Consider the following 20,587-nt stretch of genomic DNA (forward strand, 5'->3'; position numbering starts at 1 on the left):
CTATCACCTTACAAATTAAGGCTCAATAAAATATAAAATTTGGTTACTATTTCTGAAAAATGCACACCATTTTTCAGTTGGGACAGATAATACTTTTAGCCCTTATTTAATTGTTTTTGTAAACACTTACGGCAAAATTTTTAAATGTATAATCCATCACGTTCTTCAACTTCCAGCAAACAATATATATATATATGCTACCACACTAACTATTATTAGTGTGATAGCATCCCTTTTAGTTTTATTATTTAACAGAGAACATTTTTCCAGACTAATAGTCCTTTACTATGTTTCTAGTTAACTCTAATTTTTATTTTTTTATATACACCATTCTGTGCATAAACATAAACTGAACATTTGCCTTTCTTCTTTGCTGTAATTATACCTTTCTTAGATACAACAGCCACATCCTGATTATCTGATTCGAAGGCTATCTTTCTATGTTTCTTTAATTTAACCTTCTTTGATTCAGCAATCTGTTTAACTTTTAACTTAAACTTCTTACCCTGCTTTAAGTTAACCTTTGACTTGTTCACTTTAAGCTTCTTACAGTTACCTACTTTTCCACCCTTTGTTGCCACATGAATTAACTTGGATATTGCTACCACTTCGCCCTTTTCATTTAATGCTACAACCATGTACTTATAGTAAGTACCTTTCCTGAGCTTCTTATCTGTAAATGTCTTGCTGTGAACAGTTGCAATCTTCTTATATGAAGTTCCACATTTTGCACCATAGATAACATATGTCTTAGCAACCTGTATGTTCTTCCATGTAAGACTGATAGCTTTCTTCTTGCTCTTCTTAACCTTTACACAAAGTTTTCCGAAAGTAGATCCTGCTAAATCCTTATCATTCCTGCAGTTAAGTATTTCGCTGTCAACCTTACCTGCATTGCTTCCTTCTCCAATTGCTGCTGTTGAAGTTTCACTCTGTGTTGTAGGTGCTACTGTTGTTGGCTTATCTACTGTTCCACCTGTATATGTGTAAGTAATTGATGTTGCCTTTGATTCCTTACCATTTCTAACTGATTTTACTGATACTGTATAGTCACCGTTTCCACTTGCAAAAGCGTCTGCTGTTAAATTGATAGATGGTGTGCCTGATGCTGCAACAAGTTTTCCATCAACGTACACATTGTAACTTTCTATATCACTTGCCGGTGCCTGCCATATAAAGTAGTATGGCAGTGTTTCATTTCCTGCATATATTAATCCTATTGGAGTAGGAACTGCATCCTCATCAACTGTTGTTGTAGGGGCTACTGTTGTGATTGGTGCCTCTGTTGTTGGTGCCACTGTTGTTGGTGCTGCCGTAGTAGGTGCCACTGTTGTAGGTGCCACTGTTGTTGGTGCCACTGTTGTAGGTGCTACCGTTGTTGGCGCTACTGTTGTTGGCGCTGCTGTAGTAGGTACTACCGTTGTTGGTGCTACCGTTGTTGGTGCTACTGTTGTTGTAGGTACTACTGTTGTTGGTCCAATTGCAGTCGGTGCCTCTGTTGTCGGTGCTACTGTTGTTGGCGTTGGTTCCTTTGTTGTTTCAACTGTTAAATCTTCAATCTTAATATTTTTAAAGTTAATATTTGTTCCTGCATCAACATTCTGTCCTAACTCAAACATTACTTTTATCTGGTTATTTGTTACTGTGTATGTTCCTGTTAAAGTTCTTGTTCCTTTTGCCGGTATATCTGTATATACCTGTGGCTCCTTTTCATTTGAAAGATCTTCTTTTATACCAATTGAACATGCTTTTGATGCAGTAACATCTACTGTTACTTTATATGTATGTCCGTTTGTTACGTTATCTGTATAACTTCCCTGTACTAACCATGCTGTTCCTTTGTTTGCCTTATCAACATAAATATTATAGTCTGCGTCTGATGCCCACTTATATGATCCTGAAGCCGTTCCACTCCAGTTTCCAAAGTAACATCCCCATTTACCTGATGGTGTCCACTGATTAACTGTTGCTTCTGTATATCCTGATGGAATATTATCCTTTTCCTCAACACTTTTTACATCAAAAGCAATATTGTCAACATTTGCCACATATTTATGCGATCCATCGTTCTTAAATACAATATATATATCATGAAGACCACTTATGGATTTTTCAAGCTGCTGACTTACAGTAGTATATGTACTCCAATTATCTCCGGTAACCGGAAGATTAATAGTTGCTACAGGTTCTCCTACCTTGCTGTCTATATACACCTGTGCATATCCGCCTGCATCACTCTTTTGTCCCGAATAGTTAAAGCTTACCTGAGATGCCAAACCGTTAAAGTACACACTGTCATATCTTACCCATGTATTCTTTTCCACTCCACCAATGTTTTTGCCATCATTAACTATATGGTCGGACTTTGCATCAAACTCTTCTGCTTCTACTTGGCTTGCATCATGTATTTTAATTGTCTTCTTCTCAATGTCCACAATTCTACCCAATGACTGATAAGCTTTTAGAATTTCATCATCTGATGCTTCTTCATTATCATACACACTGCATGCCTCTTTTAAATTGTTTTTCAAGCGCTTCACAATCTGCGGATATTCACCTGTAGTGTCTATTGATTTTGCTACATCAATGGCATTTTTTAAATCACTCTTTAATATTCCGTTATCCTTATATCCCAGCATCTCAACTTCTGACAAATAAGCATCTGTTCCTGTAAGAACAACTTTATATCTTGAGTATTTGCCCACTTTGTCTGCACTTATTATAAATGGTCTTGTATACTTGCCCCAAACATTAAAGAACAAGCTGCCACTGTCATGGTAGTCTCCCAGTAAAACCCAGTTATCATCTTCATTATCGCCATACACCTGTGCCCTATCCGGTGTTCTTCCTGATTTTGATGATGTAAGAGTCAACATTCTTACAGCTTTTTTATCGGTAAACTTAAACATAAGTGTAGTTGTATTATCAACCTTTGTCTCTGTATCTGAATTATCATCAAATAAGTTATCCAATGTAGTCACTCCTGTACTTGAAGACTTATTGGCATCCTTTGAATAGTCCGTATATACTTGCGGCTTATTGTCATCTTTAGTTATGGATGTAAGGCTATCCTGTTCAAGTCCGCGCTCTTTATTAGGTGTTGAGGACATATTAAATTCAATTGTTCCACCTTTAATTAAATCCTCGTATTTTATAAATGTTTTATCATACTTTTCTCCATTAACGTACATACTATCTACATACACATTTTTCTTACTATTGTTATTTGCCTTAATTACCAGTTTTTTATTTCCTTCCAAATTAACAGTTACCTCTTCAAACTGTGGTGAACCGATAGCAAATTCATCATTTCCCATTGACAATGGATAAAAGCCGATGGAAGACAATACATACCATGCTGACATTTCACCATTATCTTCATCACCAATATAACCCTGCCCAAAGGTACTTCCTGCATAACATCTTGCAAGAATATCTCTTACATACTTCTGTGTCTCCCACGGACGGGATGAGTACAGATACATATATGGAATATGATGGGACGGCTGATTGCTGTGTCCATACTGACCCAGTTTTACTTCTCTTGCTTCCCTCTGTTCATGAATACCACCAACACCATCCATGCCGCCATATCCAATATATCCTCCATCAGTTGTAAAGATTGTATCAAGCTTGTCTGCAAGCTGGTCGCGACCGCCATATAAGTTTGCAAGTCCAATTCCATCCTGTGGTACAGAAACTGCCATGTTAAATGCATTGGTTTCTGTATAATCTGCCCCCCACCAGAATGGATTAAATCCCGTATTATTGTCACTGTTTCCTAAATTCAAAGAACCGTCAGTTTTTCTTCCTCTCAACCATTTTGACGTGACATCCTGACCAGAATCGTCAAATAAGAGTGAATAGTTCTTTGCTCTGTTTAGATAGTAGTAATATTCAGACATATAGTTTGCTTTCTTTGTTGCATCGTTCGTCTGATCTGCCAATTTCTTTGCCATCTGAGCAATTCCGTAATCGTTAATATATCCTTCCATGGACCATGAGAAATTTTCATTTTCATCAGCAGGTACATATCCGATAAAGTTCGAAATATTTAATTTCTTTCTTCCTCCATTTGTAAGGTTATCGGATACAGTAGCTGCATTTCTCAATGCGGACCTGTATGCATTTTCATAATCAAATGATATGCCCTTTACCATTGCATCGGCAAAAATAGCATCACTGCTTGTTCCCACCATACTGTTGGTTCCACCCGGTGCAATCCATCTTGGCAGCCATCCTTGATCTTTATAATGCTGTACCAAACCGTTTAACAACTCTGTTGCTTTGGACGGTGTAAACAGTCCATACCCTGACCATGCAGTACGATATGTATCCCAGAAACCATTATTAATATAAATCTTTCCCTCCACAGGATCTGCATTAGCATCTTTGTAAGGGCTCTTGTATTTCCAAACCGGATTACTGTTTGACCCTGTATTTTCTGACATAAGATTTGGATAACAATACATACGGTAAATACAAGAATACAATGTAACTAACTGTTCATAATTTGCGCCTTTAACATCTGTGATAATTCCAAGCTGATTATCCCATTTAGACTGTGCCTTGTTATAAATCGTTTCAAAACTGTCTCTCCCAATTTCAAGCTCCAAATTTTTCTTTGCCTGATCATAGCTGATGTATGATGTGGCAAGTTTCATTGTAACTGTATTGGAATTAAAGGATGCAATACTTTTCCTGTCATTTATTTTAGTTCCCTTAGGAGTCTCACTAAATTCTCCGTAAATGTACATACGCTTCGAACCATTCCCTGTATGGTCAGAATATGTTTTAAATGTATTTCCGCTATATTCGGTCCTACTTCCACCATTGGCACAATCAAAGATAACACTCTTGTTTGCCGTGTTATTATAAGTAAACCGTACCGCTGCGCCATGAGATGTCGGTGTCAGCTCTATCTGTGAATTTGCTGCATCGCCTCCATTGCCATCAAAAGAAACTTTATAATAATGCGCTTTTGCTACCTCATTATTATGACTAAAGTTTGCTTTTAACGTTCCCAATCCATAATCGTCATTTGTATTATAATCTTTGCTGGTATTTACCATAAATTGCCAGGTTCCTCTATCACCAACCCATATAGACGGTTCATGGCTTATTCTCATACAACGAAATTCATCTGTTTTCTGATATTCATAAGCCGAATTACTGCTTGCGCTGGTTGCAGGAATCCAAAAGTTGAATCCGTTTGGCACTGTTACTGCCGGAATTGTCAACCCTCTGGAGAAGTTTCCTGTATTGTTCGTTCCTCTTAGAATATTTACATAATCTGATAAGTGAGAATATACTGGATAATCCTGATTATATATTTCAATGTCATCAAAATATGTCTGGAATTTTGCTAAAGCCCTCGCATTATGAGCTTTCATATCGTACACAACCAAAATCTTTTCAATGACTTTTCCCTTTGCCACATCACCAATTTTGCTGTAAATTTCATTCCATTGTTGTGCCACCAGTGTACGACTATCTCCCTGAGACTGTGCATCCACCTTATTCCCATTTTGATCAATTGCACCTAACTCACTTAAATAAGTTCCATCCTTAAACTTTAAATCCACCGCCATATGCATCTGTGTATATTCATAGTCATATTCGTCTCCATTAGACATGGAAGGAAAAATTACATATCTTAAATTTGTATTATCACTTACTTTAAGATTCAAGTTGTCATAAATAACATTATAAGAATATGCATGACCAGTTCCTACATGAACTCCCTTGCATACAAGAGAGTGGTTTCCTGTCCAACCCACATTGGATTTTTGATTCCATGCATCGCTCGGTCCGGAAGTAATCTCACTATTCATTTTGCTAATAGAAGCACCAACTTCCTGACACTTGCCTGTTGCAAGAATAAACTCTGAAAATTGTGTCATGGAACCACCATTTTTATTTGCTGTAATCCGCAATCTATACTGTCTATATGCTGTGCTGTTATCCAATTCAAAATAATTTTGTTTATATCTGGCATTAAACACCTGATTTGTTTTATTGTCGATGGTTACCCAGCTTTCATTATCCGAATTTCTACCCTGAAGACTCCAATTCTTAGGGTCTCTTCCGGAAGCATCATTCGCAGAAGTTATCACATACGATTTTATAACCTGTTGACTCTTTAGTTTTACAATAACTTCCGACGGCTTTGCCTCAGTTAAATATTTTGTTCCAGAGTCTCCGTCAAACAAATTTTTCAAAACTTCATTATCATTTTTCGCGGCACTTCCCGAGTAACTCTCGATTTCACCGGATAAATTTCCATTTATCTGATACCTTAGTTCATTTGTTGTAATATTGGCGGTACCCTTCTTATCATCTACTGTAGAAGTTTTAAATCTATCTGCTGATTCAAAGGATGTAGACCATAATTCTCTTTTTGTTATATCTGCATCTATCACTTTTCCATGCACAGTTTCGCTTTTCGTAACAAATCCCACAGGGAGAGCCATACATACTGCAAGTAGAATACTGATACCCTTTCTTAATTTTCCTTTCTTTGTCATAATGTTCTCCTTTCAACTACAACATAACTGTACCTAACATAAAAATGCCATATCACTTATGCCATATAATCATTAAAATACATTTTAATTATACATAAAATGTTGTTTGTTGTATATACTTTCTAAAATTCAGGGTCGCGTAAATTTGTTGTCGGAAAATACATGATAGAGAATTCCCCATGTTTGTATCGAAGTACTAGAACACTATCTATGATAATCCAACTGACATTTATTGTCAAAAATATCTTTTTGTTCTGCTTGGCTGTATTTTATCTGACTTGCTGACTTCTTACAAGTTCCAGCATACTGTTCTTGTTATAATGCCACTCTCTGAGTCTTGCCATTTTTGATGCACCCAGTCTGCTCCAACCCAGAGCAAGTGTACTCATTCGCGATGACAATACATGACTTACATGCCCTTCGGCACTGCATGCACACACGCCATTTCTTCTCCAAAGTCGTCTTTTGGCCGCTGTCCAGTTATTTTTGATATACTTTGCAGCTTCCTGAATTCTTTTGAGCTGACTCTCTGTTTTTGCGCATCCTTCTAATCTTTCTACTATTTCATCGAATTCTTTCTTTGTTCCATCTCTTATGATTTTGCATACTCCGACTCTTGCATCTTCTTTGCTGTCCAACATATGTGATGTCATTTTTAACACATATTTGCTTAGATGAAATTCATCCAATACATACTCTATGCTTCCGAGCTGGTTCATTCCCTCTTTAATCCATGCTCCACCATCTGAATTAATATAAATTTTCTTTATGCCTTCCATATCATATGCTGTATAAACATAGCGTCTTATCCTTGCCCAGAATTCTTTGTTTGATTCATCACATCCACTGCAAAAATATTTTGTGTTTATCAACTTATTTCGTTTGCTTCCCGGTGCTTCAGGCGCAACTCCCTCATACACATATACGAGTTTTGTTATTGCTCCATTCTTTTTTCTTCCATTTTCACTTACTTCCAGGTCGCCTTTTTTCTCTTGGAATTGCAGAGCGTAGTGGTCCTCATCTGCATCAATATAAAGATAATCCACTTTCTTTTTCTCCGGCTCTTCCGGTATTATTTCAGGAAATTTTGTTTTGTGAAGCATATCTTTTACCGCGGTTTTGCTTATACTGTCCGATTCGTTTACAGACTCACCTCCACGTCTATAAGAAGTCTGTACAGCTTCTTCGTATACTTTTACCATTGCATCTTCTGTAAGCCGTTGATTTTCTTCAAATCCCATTACCTTATCTAGAAGATAGCACATCTCAAACTTCCCATCTTCATTCTTTTCTTTTGATACATAAAGTGTTTTCATAAAAGATACAGTACCAAGAGTTGTAATTAAATCTTTCTCGCAATCTTTCTTCTCAACATGCCAGTTCATCTTTCTTTTTACACTGTTTTTTATTGCCATATCCATCTCTTCGAGAGTTTCTTTGATAATCTCTACTCCGAGTTTATTTAATGTTTCTTTTAGTTCTTCAATGTATTCAGCAAACTTGCTTGGATCTCTGTATAAATTTTCGGAAACTTTTAATAATTCATTGATGCAAACTTCGTTAAAATACTGTATAATTTCTTTCATAAGAGGATACCTTTCTTTTAAAGTTTTTTGTAGTAATTAATACTTTATCACAAAGTAAGGGGTTCCTCTTATTTTTTTGTTTTATTTTCCGACTAAAAATTTACGCTAGCTACTTTAAAAGATGTGTATTTTATTACACCTTTGCAGAAACAATATTTAGTACACTATTTGTGAAAAGAGGTGCTACTGATGGTGAATTTTGTAGAAAAAATCAAAAAACTTAGAAAAGAAAAAAACTCACTCAAACACAACTGGCAGATTTAGCCGACGTTGCAATAAGTGTAATTTCTGCTTATGAATCAGGCAATCGTTATCCCTCATATGAAGTATTAATTAATCTTTCCCATATTTTTCATGTATCAATTGACTATTTACTTGGAATTAGTACTATAAAATCCATTGATGTCACCGGACTGAATGACAATGAAATTGATGTCATTATGCAAATGGTAGAAATCCTAAAATCGAACATATAACTGTCTATCTGTTTCACTCAGCAAAGAAGTTAATTAAACCTGCATTGCTCCACTACCTTCTTCTTTCATTCATATCTCTATTTACTTCTATTTCCTCTTCCCTTACAGCCACTTTTCCTTCCAGTAACTTATCCGTTTCTTCCATAGCATCCTCAAACAGATAACCATCAAACTCTTTGCCATACATATCTTTCAATTCTTCTTTTGCCTGTTGCTCCTTCTCCGGTCTGATTTTATAACGTTCTTCTGAAACTTTGTCTGCATCCTCCGGATTAACTTTATACTTTGCAATATCGTATTCCAGATATGCGATGGTCTTATTCGTTTCAATCCTTATGACTTCTGCTTAAAAGAGAAAACACAGTTGTGAACAATGGTTCACAACTGTGTCAAAAATCTTTTTACCCCCACTCTTGACAAAGAGCCAATAGAAAAAGGACTTAGGAAAAAAATCCCTTACGAACCATTACAGTTCATAAGGGACTCTGTTAGATTAAAATATGTAATTTTAATTATTTCTTTACTTTAATTTTAACAACCTTTGACCACTTCTTAGCGCCAACTGCTTTTACTCTTACATATAATTTCTTCTTGTTCTTTAATTTCTTGCTTGAAAGAGTAACTTTTTTCTTCTTAACTGTCTTCTTGTAAAGAACTTTCTTAAACTTCTTGCTTTTTGATACCTGTACTGTGTACTTCTTAGCACCCATAACTTTCTTGAATGTTAATTTAACTTTCTTTGAGCTAAGTTTCTTTGTTATTTTCTTAGTAATCTTTGTTTTCTTAAGTGAAGCCTTCTTTGTTACTTTCTTTGTTACTTTCTTTGTTGTTGCCTTTGGCTTAGCTGTTGTTGATGTGTCTGTTGTTGTTCCATCTGGTGTTGATGCATCTGTTGTTGATGCATCTGGTGTTGATGCATCTGGTGTTGGTGCAACCGTTGTAGGTGCTGCTGTCGTAGGGGCTACTGTCGTTGGGACTACCGTTGTTGGCACTTCATCCCTGAAGCTGTATGTAACTGATGTTGCTTCTGATTCCCTGCCACCTCTAACTGATTTTACTGATATTGTATAATCCTTTTTTCCATCCTTAAATGCATCTATAGAAAGATTTATATTTGGCACATTTGATGTTCCTGCTAATCTTCCATCAACATATACGTTGTAACTTTCTATGTCACTTGTAGGTGCCTGCCATGCAAAGCAATATGGAAGTGTTTCATCTCCTGCATATATTAATCCTATTGGTGCAGGAACTGCATCCTCATCAACTGTTGTTGTCGGAACTACTGTTGTGGTTGGTGCTACTGTCGTAGTTGGGGCTACTGTTGTTGTAGGTGCCACCGTCGTAGTTGGGGCTACTGTTGTTGTAGGTGCCACCGTCGTAGTTGGTGCAACTGTTGTTGTTGGTGCTACTGTTGTTGGCTTATCTACTGTTCCACCTATATATGTGTAAGTAATTGATGTCGCCTTTGATTCCTTGCCATTTCTAACTGATTTTACAGACACTACATAATCACCGTTTCCGTTTGCAAAGGCATCTGCTGTTAAATTAATAGCTGCTGTATTTGATGTTGCTACTAATCTTCCATCAACATATACATTGTAACTTTCTATATCACTTGTAGGTGCCTGCCATGCAAAGTAATATGGAAGTGTTTCATTTCCTGCGTATGTTAATCCTATCGGTGCAGGAATTGTATCATCTTCAACAGCTGTAGTAGGTGCTACCGTCGTTGTAACTACTGCTGTTCCCTTTGTTGTCGGTGCTACTGTTGTTGGTGTTGTTGATTCCTTTGTTGTTGAGGCAGTCGTATCCTCAATCTTAATATTTTTAAAGTTAATATTTGTTCCTGCATCAACATTCTGTCCTAACTCAAACATTACTTTTATCTGGTTGTTTGTTACTGTGTATGTTCCTGTTAAAGTCCTTGTACCATTTGCCGGTATATCTGTATATACCTGTAGATCCTTTTCGTTTGAAAGATCTTCTTTTATACCAATTGAACATGCTTTTGATGCAGTAACATCTACTGTTACTTTATATGTATGTCCGTTTGTTACGTTATCTGTATAACTTCCCTGTACTAACCATGCTGATCCTTTGTTTGCCTTATCAACATAAATATTATAGTCTGCGTCTGATACCCACTTATATGCACCTGACGCTGTTCCACTCCAGTTTCCAAAGTAACATCCCCATTTACCTGATGGTGTCCACTGATTAACTGTTGCTTCTGTATATCCTTCCGGAACTGTTTCAGCCGACTTAGTTGTCGGTGCCACTGTTGTTTCAGGAACAGATGGATTATCAGTTTGTCCCGGCATTTCAGTTTTATCTGATGCAGGCTCTAATAAAAACTTTTCCCATGTTCCTACTGACGCTCCATAAGCATGTAGTATTCCTGATGTTGCGTCGTCAATGTCTGCCTGGACATAATAATTGTCTACATATGTCTTAAGGGCATATGTTCCATCTGACTGCTTTTCAGCATAGAATTTTTCCCATGTTCCAATAGCATTACTTCTTGCTATAACAGGATTCTCTTTATCAGTATCATCAAATACTGCACATAAATACTTGTTGTTTGCTCTTGACTGGAACGACACCGTTCCATCGCTGTTGTTTATTACTCTAAACTGCTCCCAGCCTCCGGCTGAAGTTCTGTTAGCAACCAGATTCGACTGTCCGTTATTGTCAGCGCAGACATATTTATTCGAAATCTGTGCTTTTATGGCAATATAATCATCATCCGTCAAAGCCTTATTTGCAAAAACGATTGTTCCCGGCATTGCTTTTTTTATAGAGTTATAAATCATACCGTTGCTACTCTGATTTCCTGTTCCAATAGAATTTGCTCCCCAGTTATTTTTAATTGTATCTATCGAGTCTGATGTAGGATTTACTTTATTTGTATTCTTCTCATTGTAAATTCCCCAGGAACCTGAATTGTTGGTTTTATACGACCACGAAGTATAATTAATTCCCTCTTCATTAAATCTGTTCATTACGTAATTCCATGCATCCTCAAGTCCAAAGCATGTAAACTCGCCAATATATGTAGGCACGCCGTAATTTGCGTTGTTAATACTATTAATTATATTATCGCAGGATTTTTTCTGACCATCTAAATCACTTATGTAATCCCATGTGTAATGATGGTATTCATACATTACATTTGTCCAACCATATTTTTGAGGGTTAGGAAGATTTGACGTTCCCCAACAGGATTCCATTATAATAATGTGGTTCGGATCTACAGAACGAATTGTATTGTACATTTCATTGTAAAAATTCCAATGCTTCTCTCCCGTTGTACCTGCCTTTTCTCCCGGTTCATTTAATGTATCATATGCAGCTACTGCCGGATTATTTGCAAAGTGAGCTGCAACTGTTTTCCATAATTCCAGAGTCTTGTTTTTGTTGTATGAATTTGAAAAAAATGTCACATCTGACACATTATCAATAACTTCACCTGAATGATCCTGTCCGTTTTGTGAACCAAATGCTCCGTGTAGATCTAATATTACATAAATTCCTCTTTGACTGCACTGTTCTACAAACCAGTCAAGTTTTCTGAATGCATTGTCTCTTAATGCCCAATCATTTTTTGAAGAATCATATCTATATAAATTCATGTATGTGAATGGTACCCTTATAACACTCATTCCCAAATTTTTGCAATTATCAAAGTCTGACTCTGTCCAGTAATTATCTTCATAGTAATCAAGAAGACTGTACATTTGGTTTTCCCCGAATCTATCCTTTAAATTAGACATTAATGTCTTTTGATCCCTTACATTAGTGGAACACATCCAACTTTCCTGTACAAATAATCCTCCTGCATTTGTACCTCTCAAATGAACTGTGTTTCCATTTCCGTAATTATTTCTTATTGATGTTCCATAACATTTTAGAAAATCATTTGATGTGAAGCCTGTAATCGCTCCACTTACCTGTTCGGCAGTGCCTGAAGTAAATGTACCTGCTAACATTCCTACTGTTAAACATGCTGTCAATATTCCTGCAGACATTTTTCTGCCTATAGCCTGTAATTTTTTCACAATAGTTTCTTCCCTTCTCTTATAATATTCGTTGTTTAACCTTAAACTACTAAAAAAATTATAGTCTTTTAATATGTGTTTTTCTATATGATAAAACTATTTTTATTATTTTTTGCATTTTCTTAAAATTTGCACTTAAATGGGACGCTGTTTTTGTGCGAAATGCTCTCTTGATCCTGTTTTAAATCTCTTTTTTAGGCAAATTTTCATATTTTCATTACTAAAAATATTTCAAAATAAAAATCGACCTTAAAAAGTCATATTATAATTCTGACCTTTTAAAATCGATTCTTCTACACTTTATTAATTCGTGTTTTTCTTTCTCCTAAATATTATAAATAACGATATTGTAACAAGCCACCCTGCCAGAGATAAAGCACTTCCAAGCCCCAGTCCCGGAGTTACATAAGAGTATTCTATTTTATGATTTCCTTTCGGTGCAACTACACCCATGTACATTCCGTTTGTTTTTATTATTTTTGCCGGCTTTCCATCAATTTTTGCTGACCAGCCTTTTGAATAAGGAACTGCGGTACAAATAAGTTTTTTGTTGTTAAGCTTTGCATTATAAGATATTTTATTATGTTCAATTTCCAAATTCTTAATATTTAATTTTAATTTCTTAACATACTTTTTATAGTTGTCCATAGGCTGACACACAATCTTTATATCATCAAAGGTATACACGCCCGGCGACGACATATAGAAATATGCTTCTTTAAGAGAATTTTTATTATAGCCATAATTGCACAATGTCGATTTTGCTCCATTATAAATATAATACTTAGTGCAATAGTTAAATCCGGCATACTTGTCATTAATTATCCCGCCAAGATAAAAATTATCCACACGCTTATTATATATAACATCACTTCTTTCATCCTGTGAAATGTCAGATGCTTTAAGCTTTTCTTTTACATATTCGTCACTGAAATGATTGTAATCAATTCCCTTAATATTTAGGTATGTTTCACTGTTTGCAATACCTTTAAAAGAAATAGGTATTTTCACCATACCGCTTTTTACGGTAATTTTATCGCCTTTTACTTTCATATTAGGAAGTTTCATTTTCTTTAGCTTAGACATGAATTTCTTCTTATTAACAACTACTACTGAATTGCAGGAAGGTGTTCTTTCCTTCAACTCGCCATTCATGTCATCCTGAACAACCGCAATCTGAAGCATGGCATTTTCTTTATCATAAGAGTCTAAGCTGTCCCAATCGCTTTTTTTCATATAGTTATCATAGCCATAAACAAGAGGAAGTGCCAAAGAATTTTCATAAAGGTAAACATTATCATTATTTTCGTCTTCCGCCTTTGTCTCCAAAGTATCCTTTAATTTATATCCATATGGTACGCTGGTTAAATCTATCCCACTGCCTCTTTTCAAGTAGTATTTCACTCCGGCAAGTTCCATAAGACCGGTTCTTCTTGACAAATCTTTTGTCCACACTGCCGTAAAAATATCTGAATTTTCCAAACTTTCCATTGTTTCAGATATATTACCGGAAGTTATACTGTAATAGGAGGAAACTGTCGGGACGTCATTTACCAGAGAATAATTTGAACTGCCTTCATATATGCTCTCAACTCTATATAAAGATTTATCATCATCCTTAACTTTACTTATTCCGGAATTAGTCATTACATCATTAACCTTACCGGCTTTTATAAACTGTCCCATTATGCCGCCATTATCAATAACAAACTGTGTCATCATCTTTGTTCCGCACTCAAATGCAAACAACATAAAAGTGTAATAAAAAACGTGATTTAAAGCAAAAAAGAGGTATCCGAAGACACCTCTCTTAACATCTCTTTTCCGATTGCTAAATATTCCGCAATCCCTTTATTTATAGGCTTTTTCTAATTAGAACTTGCCAGCGTTAGCTGCTTCTTCAACAGAAACGGCAACTGCTACTGTAGCACCAACCATTGGGTTATTACCCATTCCGATAAGACCCATCATTTCAACGTGAGCTGGAACTGATGAAGAACCTGCGAACTGAGCATCTGAATGCATACGTCCTAATGTATCTGTCATACCATATGAAGCTGGACCTGCAGCCATGTTATCTGGATGAAGTGTACGTCCTGTACCACCACCTGATGCTACTGAGAAGTACTTCTTACCCTGTTCGATACATTCTTTCTTGTATGTACCTGCAACAGGATGCTGGAATCTAGTTGGGTTTGTTGAGTTACCTGTAATAGATACACCAACATTTTCGTGATGCATGATTGCAACACCTTCCTGAACATCGTCAGCACCGTAACATTTTACAGTTGCACGAAGTCCATCAGAATAAGCTTTTTCGTAAACGATGTTTAACTTAGCTTCTTTATAATCATATTTTGTTTCAACATATGTGAAACCATTAATTCTTGAAATAATCTGAGCTGCATCTTTTCCAAGACCATTTAAGATAACTCTTAAAGGTTTCTTACGAACCTTGTTAGCCTTTTCTGCGATACCGATAGCACCTTCAGCAGCTGCGAATGATTCGTGTCCTGCAAGGAATGCGAAACATTCTGTTTCTTCTTCAAGTAACATCTTTCCTAAGTTACCATGTCCAAGACCTACTTTTCTGTGGTCAGCAACAGAACCTGGAATACAGAAAGCCTGAAGACCTTCACCGATTGCTGCAGCAGCATCAGCAGCTCTTCTACAACCTTTCTTAATAGCGATAGCTGCACCTACTGTGTAAGCCCAGCATGCATTTTCAAAACAAATTGGCTGAATCTTTTTAACCTGTTCGTAAACATCTAATCCAGCGTCCTTTGTAATCTTTTCAGCTTCTTCGATAGAAGCGATTCCATAACTATTTAAAACAGAATTAATCTGGTCAATTCTTCTTTCATATGATTCAAATAATGCCATTGTTGTTACCTCCTATTCCTTTCTTGGATCGATAATCTTAACAGCGTCATCAACACGACCATACTGGCCTTTTGCTTTTTCCCAAGCTGTTGTAGGATCATCACCATTTTTGATAAAGTCTGTCATCTTTCCTAAGCTAACAAACTGGTAACCAATAACTTCATTATCAGCATCAAGAGCGATACCTGTTACATAGCCTTCTGCCATTTCAAGATATCTAACACCTTTAGCCTTTGTAGCGTACATTGTACCAACCTGTGAACGAAGTCCTTTTCCTAAATCTTCAAGTCCGGCACCAACTACAAGACCGTCATCTGAGAAAGCACTCTGAGTTCTACCATATACGATCTGTAAGAATAATTCTCTCATAGCTGTATTGATAGCATCACAAACTAAGTCAGTATTTAAAGCTTCAAGAATTGTCTTTCCCTGAAGAATTTCAGCTGCCATAGCTGCTGAATGTGTCATACCTGAACATCCGATTGTTTCGATTAATGCTTCTTCAATGATACCTTCTTTAACATTTAATGTAAGCTTACAAGCACCCTGCTGTGGAGCACACCAGCCAACACCATGTGTAAAACCTGAAATATCTTTGATTTCTTTTGAGTGAACCCATTTTCCTTCTTCTGGAATTGGAGCAGGTTCATGCTTTGCGCCCTTAGCTACAGGACACATCATTTCAACTTCTTTTGAATAAATCATCTGAATAAATACTCCTTTCGAAATATAAACTATGGATTAAAATCCATGTTAATGCAGTATAGATAACATAATAAATTATTACTGCTCTATCTGTGAGTTTTCATTATCGCCCACACTCGCATTGTATTTTCTCATAAAATGACAAAATAGTCCATAGTTTAATCGAAAGTTTTTTATTTTTAAGTAATTATTTCTGCTTTTTACTAATAACTATATCTCCAAATTGTTTTTATTTGATCTTTTATTCTGTCAAAACTCCATTTTTTTGTACTTCTTACTTTACAATATGGATCATTAACAAGAAATCCTTCATCTGTGTAACCGTATATTACAATAAAGTGTCCCTGTGTTGTAAAATCTCCTGCACCAACAGAGCAAATCAGCATATTTCCGTTATCAAGTGCATTTTCCATCTCAATCTGTGAAACAGCCATCTGATTAACAGTTATTCCGTAGTTCTTAGCCACCTGCGACATTAAAAGCCATGATGTTCCCTGTCCATTAACATAATATCCACTCTCTTCGCTGTGTCTGGCTATTTCTGCCGGTGTAGCTTCTGAATTATGCGTAAGTCCTACAATAACCATTGACATACATGTGGGACCGCAGCCTGCCATACCGATATTTTCATCACCATAAGGGATATAAGCCCATCTTTCATCCCACTGAATAAATAAAGGATGTGCACTTTTTCTTTCTTTTTCTGTAATTTTAATATCACTTAAATCTATTTCCTCATTAGAATCCTGTGCTGTTGTTTCCTGCACTGTTTCTGCCTCTGTTAAAGTTGTTTCTTCTGATTCGTCTGACTGTGTTTTTAAATATTTTAAAGTGTACTGATTGTCAGGATATCCAATAAGAAAATCCTGCATTTCAGGATTGTTCAAAACTGCATTAAGCATTCCCTTTGGATATTCATCTATTCTGTCATAAATCTTTTTATATTTTTCATCGTGTTTTGATCGTTCTTTAAGCTCTGCAACGATTTTTTCTGTTGTTCTTGTTTTAGGCTTAATTGTTTTATATACTTTTGTATTCTTGTTTGTTGTAGTTTCAGTTTCCTTCTGTGCTGTTTTATTTTTATTTTCAGTAATAGATGCTGTTACTTCTTTTTTCGCCTCTCTTGACTTTTCAGCAGGTAATATTACAACAATCGAAAAAATAATAATTACAACTAATGCTATGGGATAAATATTTCTTTTTAGTATAATCAAGAGTTTTTCTCTTGGTGTAAGTTCTCTCCTTCTTCTACTTCTTCGTGTGTAATCTCTGTTATTTTCCATTATTTATACCCATATCCTTCTATTTTTTCTATGCTTCTCATTAAATTAATTGACAACTAATTCAATTTTTATGTGCCAATATTTAATTACACAATTATTATCATATCCTTATTTGTATCATTTTTGCATACTTTTTTATTCTACTAATTCAAGGCAAAAAAAACAATATCAAAAACTACTTAAATTTCACTTTTTTCGTCTTTGATATTGTTTAGATTGTGATAAGATGCTTATTTTAATTTTTTTACCACTTTATAATTGTTTAAATCCAGTACTTTTACGTCTTTTCCCAGAGTGACGATGTAGAAATAGTTATCTATATAAAGTCCTCTCACAGCATAAGACTCCCCTGATAATGAAATTTCTGCAAGCTTTTTAAATTTATTATTTTCAAACCTGTATAAAACATAAACATCATCGTAGTTACCATTTGAAAGTGTTGCATTAAATCCGATTAAGTTCTTTTCTTTATCTACTATAATTGATTTATAATCATGTAAGGCATCTGAATCCATATATCTTTTCAACACCTTCTTAGAAATCTGTTTTGCCTTTCCATTAGATACATTATACATTTCAAGTTTCAGATATTCATCATTTTCCATTCCAAGTCCTAACATTGAATTTTCATCATAGAAATGAAGATAATCTGAGTAGCCCGGAAGTTTCAACTTTCCTACGATTTTAGGATTTTTCATATCTGAAAAGTCTACTGTAAATAATGGATCAGTATTTTTGTATGTTACAAAATATCCATAGTTGCCCAAGTATCTTACTGCATAAACACTTTCATTCTTTGCAAGTCCTTTAATACTTGCCACCTCTTTAAGATTTTCATCAAGTACATATACATTATTGTCTAAAACTTTTTCATCATAATATTTTTCATAATCGTTAGTGTTCACAATATTTTCGGAAATCATTTTACCTTTTCCATCTTTAAGAACTGTTCTTTCTCCCACATATGATGAGGTACTATTACTTGAAACAAATCTTAAGCATCCGGCTTTTTCATCAAAAGACAGATTGCTATCTACATATCCTTCTACACTGTTTTCGTTTACAAAGTTTAATTTTCCGTCTTTATATGAATACTTTACAATATTTGTTTTTACCTGACTTTTAAAATATCCTATTTTTCTTGTTTCTGTAACCTTTGACCAGTCATATTCTCCACCATATGCCTTTTTGACCTTTTTTATTTCCTTGGCTGACAGATTTTTTTGGGATTCCTGCAATTTTCCAATATTTTTCTTTTTTAGTATATTCTTGCCTTTTTTTGTGTCAGAAATATCTATTTCCTCATATTCATCATCAATTAAATATATGTTGTTTTCACTGACATATACGTTTTGAACATTTCCTGCAATTGCTGTCTGGTCATAGAATTTATCGGGGTTATTGATATCCATAACTGTTATAACAGTATAACTGCCGCCATCTATTTTGTTTGGCAAATAGATTTTTGAATAATCCATTGGCTTTTCATTAATTTCAGGTACACAGGAGTCTTTTTTGTCAGTTATGTTTACATTTGCCTCAGATATTGTATAAACATAATTACCACTTAATTTTGATGAATCAAAATCTCCCTGCTGAGTGTTCTGTTTTATTAATTTAGGATTACTTCTGTCTGTTATATCATAAACAGATATTATTGTTATGGATTTTCCGTTGTTTACTCCACAACCTTTAGACGTAACCGAATCTTCTATGCCATACAGAACATCATCTTCATATACACCTGAAATTACTATTAATTTATTATCTGCATAATATATCTCTTTTACATTTAAATCTTCTTTGTTATATTTAATCTTTATTTTTGCTATTTTTTTAGTCTCTTTGCCCTGTGCCTTCACAATATTTACTACCGACTTTTTGTCATTTACAATATAAATATATTCACCATCAGTTTTTACAACATCACCTTCATCCACACCTTCTGTCTGGATATTTGTTGTTGAATATGCTTTTGAATCTGATTTTTTCTTTACGCCATCACTGGATATGGTGCTGTCAGAACTACTACTTTTTGCTGTTGCCTTAGTTCTATATGTATCGCTCTGATCTGTAGCTTTTTCTGACATTATTTTGTATATTTCATCATAAGAAGATGCCATTCTTGATTCATTGTTTTTTGCTACATGGACTGTTCTTGAAGCCAGTTTTCTTGCTTTGTTTTCAGTGTTTGTTCTATACCAGAAAACTATTCCAACAACCAGTACAAGACAGGCTGCAAACCCTGTGCAAAGTCTGATTATCATCTTATTTTTGTTTTTTCTGCCTGTGGTTCTAATCTGATTAATCACATTAATATCTGTAGAAATCTTTGGAATATCTTCGCTGTCCTTTTTTATAAGATTTGCTATTTCCATGTTTTCCACATCAATTTCATCGTTTAGTTTATTTTTCATTTTTTCATTCCCAACCTTTTTGCTCGATTTATTCATTACTCTACCTCCAAATACTCTTTCATCTTCTTAAGACTTCTGTTAAGCCTTGACCTTACAGTTGAAGGATTCATTGATAGAATTTCTGCTACCTCATTGCTTTTATAGCCTTCCACTACGCATAAAGAAACAATCATTCTATCTTCCGTATTTAGTTTTGATAACGCTATCTTCACATCTGTTTTTTCGGCATTGCCAATGTTACTGTTGCTTTCAACTTTTTCCATATGACTTTCGTCTTTTATGTTAGGATTAAAAACATTAAATTTATTGTATTTATAATTAAGTTTCTGCTTGCACTTATTAGTTAGGATTTTTAAAATCCAACTTTCAAATGCATCTGCTGACTTTAACTTTTTAATACCTTTTAACGCATCAATAATTGTTTCACTTACTATGTCTTTTGCAAGCTCACTATTTCCTAATATGTACAAAGCCATTTTGTATAAATCATTGTTTATATCAATGTATATTTGTTCGAAAGCATGCATATTGCCTTTGGTTGCCGCCAAAACATCTTTCCTGTTAAAATTCATACCGGGTACCCTCTTCCTACTTTTAACTTTTTGCGTTTACATTTATATAGTGTAATAAATTTCTCAAACTGTTGCAT

The 20,587-nt window shown here is 35.1% G+C and carries 11 protein-coding genes; 1 reads left to right on the forward strand and 10 read right to left on the reverse strand.

All coding sequences use genetic code 11. The features are described 5' to 3' along the window. Positions 1 to 293 precede the first annotated feature (293 nt). Together NQ558_RS09100 and NQ558_RS09105 are read right to left on the reverse strand one after the other, a co-directional pair. On the reverse strand, positions 294 to 6,527 hold the full coding sequence (locus NQ558_RS09100; RefSeq protein WP_005361618.1) for a GH92 family glycosyl hydrolase: 6,234 nt from the start codon (positions 6,525 to 6,527) through the stop codon (positions 294 to 296). Between the two features lie 269 nt (positions 6,528 to 6,796). Next, the gene (locus tag NQ558_RS09105) at positions 6,797 to 8,113 is read right to left on the reverse strand and encodes an ISLre2 family transposase (protein WP_259907415.1); all 1,317 of its coding nucleotides are present in this window, start codon (positions 8,111 to 8,113) and stop codon (positions 6,797 to 6,799) included. Positions 8,114 to 8,397: 284 nt separating this feature from the next. Here NQ558_RS09105 and NQ558_RS09110 point away from each other — a divergent pair, with 284 nt between their 5' ends. After that, complete coding sequence (locus NQ558_RS09110) at positions 8,398 to 8,589, forward strand: helix-turn-helix domain-containing protein (protein ID WP_242652082.1); 192 nt, start codon at positions 8,398 to 8,400, stop codon at positions 8,587 to 8,589. A gap of 52 nt (positions 8,590 to 8,641) precedes the next feature. Here NQ558_RS09110 and NQ558_RS09115 read toward each other — a convergent pair whose 3' ends face one another. The 8 genes from NQ558_RS09115 to NQ558_RS09150 all read right to left on the reverse strand — a co-directional run bounded on the left by NQ558_RS09115 (position 8,642) and on the right by NQ558_RS09150 (position 20,510). Further along, positions 8,642 to 8,785 (reverse strand): hypothetical protein, encoded by a 144-nt coding sequence (locus tag NQ558_RS09115; protein ID WP_156774943.1) that lies wholly within the window; start codon positions 8,783 to 8,785, stop codon positions 8,642 to 8,644. A 316-nt stretch (positions 8,786 to 9,101) separates the two neighbouring features. Continuing rightward, a complete protein-coding gene (locus NQ558_RS09120) occupies positions 9,102 to 12,650 on the reverse strand; it encodes a cellulase family glycosylhydrolase (protein ID WP_005359492.1) in 3,549 nt (1,182 codons plus the stop codon). Between the two features lie 303 nt (positions 12,651 to 12,953). After that, positions 12,954 to 14,489 (reverse strand): YfhO family protein, encoded by a 1,536-nt coding sequence (locus NQ558_RS09125; RefSeq protein ID WP_278183932.1) that lies wholly within the window; start codon positions 14,487 to 14,489, stop codon positions 12,954 to 12,956. A 33-nt stretch (positions 14,490 to 14,522) separates the two neighbouring features. Next, complete coding sequence (locus tag NQ558_RS09130; RefSeq protein WP_005359488.1) at positions 14,523 to 15,533, reverse strand: GGGtGRT protein; 1,011 nt, start codon at positions 15,531 to 15,533, stop codon at positions 14,523 to 14,525. Between the two features lie 12 nt (positions 15,534 to 15,545). Further along, positions 15,546 to 16,238, reverse strand: a complete 693-nt coding sequence (locus tag NQ558_RS09135) for an iron-sulfur cluster assembly scaffold protein (protein ID WP_005359486.1) — start codon at positions 16,236 to 16,238, stop codon at positions 15,546 to 15,548. Between the two features lie 203 nt (positions 16,239 to 16,441). Continuing rightward, positions 16,442 to 17,521, reverse strand: coding sequence for a C39 family peptidase (locus tag NQ558_RS09140; protein ID WP_005359481.1), 1,080 nt, complete (start codon positions 17,519 to 17,521; stop codon positions 16,442 to 16,444). A 230-nt stretch (positions 17,522 to 17,751) separates the two neighbouring features. Further along, a complete protein-coding gene (locus tag NQ558_RS09145) occupies positions 17,752 to 19,974 on the reverse strand; it encodes a beta-propeller domain-containing protein (protein WP_259907420.1) in 2,223 nt (740 codons plus the stop codon). Next, positions 19,974 to 20,510, reverse strand: a complete 537-nt coding sequence (locus NQ558_RS09150) for an RNA polymerase sigma factor (protein WP_005359477.1) — start codon at positions 20,508 to 20,510, stop codon at positions 19,974 to 19,976. The genes NQ558_RS09145 and NQ558_RS09150 overlap by 1 nt, the downstream gene beginning before the upstream one ends. Between the last annotated feature and the right edge of the window lie 77 nt (positions 20,511 to 20,587).

This window comes from Eubacterium ventriosum, from assembly GCF_025150745.1.
Taxonomy (GTDB): domain Bacteria; phylum Bacillota; class Clostridia; order Lachnospirales; family Lachnospiraceae; genus Eubacterium_G; species Eubacterium_G ventriosum.

What these genes read in the sequence shown, in the direction of transcription:
- NQ558_RS09135 (WP_005359486.1), bottom strand. Translation starts at nt 16,238, where the DNA reads ATGATTTATTCAAAAGAAGTTGAAATGATGTGTCCTGTAGCTAAGGGC.
- NQ558_RS09100 (WP_005361618.1), bottom strand. Translation starts at nt 6,527, where the DNA reads ATGACAAAGAAAGGAAAATTAAGAAAGGGTATCAGTATTCTACTTGCA.
- NQ558_RS09130 (WP_005359488.1), bottom strand. Translation starts at nt 15,533, where the DNA reads ATGGCATTATTTGAATCATATGAAAGAAGAATTGACCAGATTAATTCT.
- NQ558_RS09150 (WP_005359477.1), bottom strand. Translation starts at nt 20,510, where the DNA reads ATGAATTTTAACAGGAAAGATGTTTTGGCGGCAACCAAAGGCAATATG.
- NQ558_RS09145 (WP_259907420.1), bottom strand. Translation starts at nt 19,974, where the DNA reads ATGAATAAATCGAGCAAAAAGGTTGGGAATGAAAAAATGAAAAATAAA.
- NQ558_RS09140 (WP_005359481.1), bottom strand. Translation starts at nt 17,521, where the DNA reads ATGGAAAATAACAGAGATTACACACGAAGAAGTAGAAGAAGGAGAGAA.
- NQ558_RS09105 (WP_259907415.1), bottom strand. Translation starts at nt 8,113, where the DNA reads ATGAAAGAAATTATACAGTATTTTAACGAAGTTTGCATCAATGAATTA.